Consider the following 4,653-nt stretch of genomic DNA (forward strand, 5'->3'; position numbering starts at 1 on the left):
CGCTCCCACAGGGGATCTGCGTTGACCTGGCAAGGACGGCAAGCGGCAGAAAAGCGGCATCCGGCGGTAACCGGTTGCCGCTTTTCTGGCATTGCCGCTTTGCCGACTCCCGGCAAAGCCCCGGTTTACGCGGCTTTCACAGTTTGGCACGACGCTTGCTAAAGCTCAGTTACGAAAAACCGGTCACCTGAAGGTTCCCGACATGAGCATCAGCTTCGATAAAGCGCTCGGCATTCACGAAAAGGCGTTGGGCTTCCGCGCTCAGCGTGCCGAAGTGCTGGCCAACAACATCGCCAACGCCGACACCCCGAACTACAAGGCTCGGGATCTGGACTTCTCCAAAGTGCTTGAAGCACAGACCCAGAAAAACGCCAACGGCACTATCGCCCTGAACATGACCAACAGCCGTCACATCGAAGCTGAAGGCCTGGGCAACGGCGACGAATCGCTGCTGTATCGCACGCCGATGCAACCTTCGATCGACCAGAACACCGTGGACGCTCAACTGGAACAGTCGAACTACGCGGAAAACGCCGTCGGCTTCCAGGCCAGCTTCACCCTGCTCAACAGCAAATTCAAAGGGTTGGTGTCAGCCCTGCGCGGAGAGTAATCCATGTCCCTGTCCAGCGTTTTCAACATTGCCGGCAGCGGCATGAGCGCACAAACCACGCGTCTGAACACCGTGGCTTCGAACATCGCCAACGCCGAAACCGTCTCGTCGAGCATCGACCAGACCTATCGCGCCCGTCACCCGGTGTTCGCCACCATGTTCCAGGGCGGCCAGAACAGCGGCAGCAATTCGCTGTTCCAGAGCCAGGACGCGGCCGGTCAAGGCGTACAGGTGCTCGGTGTGGTCGAAGACCAGAGCAACCTCGAAGCGCGCTACGAGCCGAACCATCCGGCGGCTGACGCCAAAGGCTACGTCTACTACCCGAACGTCAACGTGGTGGAAGAAATGGCTGACATGATTTCCGCGAGCCGCTCGTTCCAGACCAACGCCGAAATGATGAACACCGCCAAAACCATGATGCAGAAGGTACTGACCCTCGGTCAGTAATAAGGGGCGACGGCCATGAGTGTTTCCGATACCACCAGCAGCTTGAGCATGAATGACATCCTGGCGAACTCGTCGAAAAAGACCAGTTCGACCACCGGTGGCATTGCTTCGGCGACCAACAGCGCCACCGGCGGCCAGGCACTGGGCAAGGACGCGTTCCTGCAATTGCTGGTCACCCAGCTGAAAAACCAGAATCCGCTCGATCCGCAGGACAACAGCGCCTTCGTTGCGCAGTTGGCGCAGTTCAGCAGCCTTGAGGGGATTACCACCCTCAACAGCACCGTCAGCTCGCTGGCCGGCAACTACAACTCGTCGCAAGCCTTGCAGGCTTCGTCGCTGGTGGGCCGTAATGTGATCGTGCAGACCAACTCGGTTCAGCTCGACGATCCGAGCAAAGGCATGACCGGTTCGGTCACCGTTCCGTCGTCGATTGCCGGCGGCACCGTCAGCATCACCGACAGCAGCGGCGCGGTGGTTCGCACCATCGATCTGGGCAGTCGCGCCGCAGGCGCCGCGAGCTTCACTTGGGACGGCAAGGACAAGGACGGCAATCTGGTCAAGACCGGTACCTATACCGTCAAGGCCAACGCATCGATCAATGGTACCTCGACCGACATGGCGACATACCTGCCGGCTACCGTCACCAGCGTGACGATCAGCCAGACCGGTGGCGAGCTGATGCTCAACCTGTCCGGCAAGGGCACCGTTGCCCTGTCCAAAGTACAAACCATTGGTATATAGAGCCGACTAACCGGCACAAAGGAGTGGAATATGTCTTTCAATATCGGCCTTAGCGGTCTCTATGCAGCCAACAAACAACTGGACGTGACCGGCAACAACATCGCCAACGTTGCGACCGCCGGTTTCAAATCGTCCCGTGCAGAATTCGAAGACGTCTACTCGGCCACTCGCCTGGGTAGCGGCAGCAAAGTCATCGGTAACGGCGTGCGCCTGGCCAACGTGTCCCAGCAGTTCACCCAGGGTGACATCAACAACACCGGTAACGTGTTGGACATGGGCATCAACGGTTCGGGCTTCTTCACCATGAGCAACAACGGCTCGGTGTCCTACACCCGTGCCGGTACGTTCAAGGTCGACAACGCCGGTTACATCACCAACACCGATTACACCTCGCGCCTGCAGGGTTACGGTGTGGACGCCAACGGCAAGATCATCAACGGCGTGTTGACCGACCTGAAGATCGACACCTCGAACCTGGCGCCGAAATCGACTTCGTTGGTGACTTCGAGCATCAACTTGAACTCGACTGCGCCGGTGATCAACGACGCAGTGGCGGCCGGCAAGTTTGATCCGAGCAAGCTTGAGACATATACGAAGAGCTTCAGCACTCCGATCTACGACTCGCAGGGCAACTCGCACGTCATGGATCAGTACATGGTGAAAACCGGCCAAAACACTTGGAAGGTTTACACCCTGGTGGACGGGCGTAATCCGGATGCAACCGGTAGCAATCCACTCACGACGCCTCCAACTGCTTCGACACTGACGTTTGACAGTTCGGGCAATCTGACCCAGGTCAGCACGCCTAACCCGGCGGATCCGACCAATCCGATCATCAGCAGCGACTTGAAGCTGACCAATTGGAAGCCGGGCAACGTGGTCAACGGTAACTTTGTACCTAACGGCGCAGCGGCCAACACGGCTGGCGTGACCATTTCCATGGCCAAGACCACTCAGTACAACGCTGATACCGCGCGTTCGATCCCGACTCAGGACGGTTACGCCACTGGCCAGATCACCAACCTGACCATCGACGGCACCGGTACGTTGTTCGCCAACTTCAGCAACAACCAGAGCAAGGCCATCGGCCAGGTTGCGCTGGCTAGCTTCACCAACGAACAAGGCCTGCAGGCTATCGGTGGCACTAGCTGGAAAGAGACTTTTGCTTCGGGTATCCCGGGCTACGATGCACCGGAAACCGGTACCTTGGGTTCGGTTGTTTCCAACTCGCTGGAAGAGTCGAACGTTAACCTGACCAACGAGCTGGTAGACCTGATCAAGGGCCAGAGCAACTATCAGGCGAACGCCAAGACCATCTCCACTCAGAGCACCATCATGCAGACCATCATTCAGATGACTTGATGTGATCTGAGCTGCATTGAAAACCGACGCGCCAATGCGTCGGTTTTTTTATGCGCGTTATTTGGGACGTGTGTTCAGGTTTATACCGTTTGTCGGTCGCTGTGGTGCGGAACTTGCAATCTCGGGAAACGGTGGCGGTGCGCGTCAAACTTTCATTCACTCCGCCTGTTTGCAAGCCGGGCCTAGGGTCCGGTGGCTTGGAAGCCATCAGTAGTCACCAGGGATGCAACACTTTGAACAGTCATGATTACGTCAGTGCGCCGATTGCGGTGCCAGCGCTCGACGCATCCGGCCGGGCCGTAGATGCCCGCACTGCCCGGGCAGTGCCGGTTGCTCTGTCAGTGCCCCCTCATTCAAACCGATTGAAATCAATTTTCCTGTTGCCGGGTTCACGCAGCAACGGCTGCGCAGCCGATGCCGTGCGCGGTGATTTTTCTGATCGTGTCGAGCATTAGCGCCCCGGCCCAAAGCGGTCGGACTTTTCCCAATGCTCGGGCCTTTTCGCAATCAAGCCTTACCTGCATCAGAGAGGGTGAGCCCCTGAGCACCAGGCGATTTAACGCAGTTTCCAACACAAACACACTCACACAAGGAAGATGTAATGGCGGTAATTTATGGCTCCAATGGTGCTGATTCGCTGCTAGGTACCATCGGCGATGATCAAATACGTGGTTTGGCGGGCGATGACGTGTTGAATGGTGGGGATGGCAACGACCTTCTCATTGGTGGCGAAGGGGCTGATCAGCTCATTGGTGGCGCAGGTTTCGACACCGCCAGCTACGAAGACGCCAATCAGGGAGTCGGCGTGACGATCAACCTGAAAACCGGCGTTAACTCCGGTCTTGCGGCGGGCGATACGTTCAACGGTATTGAGGCGTTTCGCGGTACCAGTTACACCGACAACTTTGTCGCCGACGCCTCGGCCAACACGTTTGACGGCGTGATCGGCTACGACACCTTGAGCTACGCCACCTCCGAGCAGGCGATCAACCTGACGTTGACCGGCGTCAACGGCACCGGTCTGGGCGGCGATGCGCAGGGTGATGCCTTCAGTAACATGGACGTGGTTATCGGCACGGCGTTCGATGACGTCTTTACCCTCAACTCTGGTAGCACCAGCATCAGTGGTGGTGCCGGTAACGACGTTTACATCATCAATGGTCCGTGGACCGGTGGCATCGGTGAAGGCGCCGGTGGCGGCGATGATGAGATCCGTACCAACCAGCTCAAAATGGGCATGAGTGGTGAAATCGAACGCTTGACCTACACCGGTACCGGCAACTTCACCGGCACAGGCAGTGCTGGCAATAACATCATCACCGGTGGCGTCGGCAACGACGTGCTGATCGGTGGTGCGGGGGCCGACCAGTTGATTGGCGGCGCAGGTTTCGACACGGCCAGCTACGAAGACGCCAATCAGGGTATCGGCGTGACGATCAACCTGAAAACCGGGGTTCACACCAGCCTGGCGGCGGGCGATACGTTCAACGGTA

At 58.0% G+C, this 4,653-nt stretch carries 6 protein-coding genes; all 6 read left to right on the forward strand.

Annotated elements, in window-relative coordinates; translation table 11 throughout:
* Window positions 1–191, forward strand: a 191-nt coding sequence (locus tag M9827_RS14315) for a hypothetical protein (protein ID WP_250605916.1), incomplete at its 5' end; no start/stop codon positions are given.
* 11 nt (window positions 192–202) lie between these two features.
* Window positions 203–610 carry a flagellar basal body rod protein FlgB gene (gene flgB, locus M9827_RS14320; RefSeq protein WP_053122819.1) on the forward strand — a complete coding sequence of 136 codons (408 nt, stop codon included), beginning with the start codon at window positions 203–205 and terminating at the stop codon, window positions 608–610.
* A 3-nt stretch (window positions 611–613) separates the two neighbouring features.
* Window positions 614–1,057 carry a flagellar basal body rod protein FlgC gene (gene flgC, locus M9827_RS14325; protein ID WP_003227217.1) on the forward strand — a complete coding sequence of 148 codons (444 nt, stop codon included), beginning with the start codon at window positions 614–616 and terminating at the stop codon, window positions 1,055–1,057.
* Between the two features lie 15 nt (window positions 1,058–1,072).
* A complete protein-coding gene (flgD, locus tag M9827_RS14330; RefSeq protein WP_007917578.1) occupies window positions 1,073–1,798 on the forward strand; it encodes a flagellar hook assembly protein FlgD in 726 nt (241 codons plus the stop codon).
* A gap of 30 nt (window positions 1,799–1,828) precedes the next feature.
* Complete coding sequence (flgE, locus tag M9827_RS14335) at window positions 1,829–3,160, forward strand: flagellar hook protein FlgE (protein WP_250605917.1); 1,332 nt, start codon at window positions 1,829–1,831, stop codon at window positions 3,158–3,160.
* 601 nt (window positions 3,161–3,761) lie between these two features.
* A partial coding sequence (locus M9827_RS14340) for a calcium-binding protein (protein ID WP_284676877.1) occupies window positions 3,762–4,653 on the forward strand: 892 nt, incomplete at its 3' end.

This window comes from Pseudomonas sp. AKS31, assembly GCF_023634765.1.
Classification (GTDB): Bacteria; Pseudomonadota; Gammaproteobacteria; order Pseudomonadales; family Pseudomonadaceae; genus Aquipseudomonas.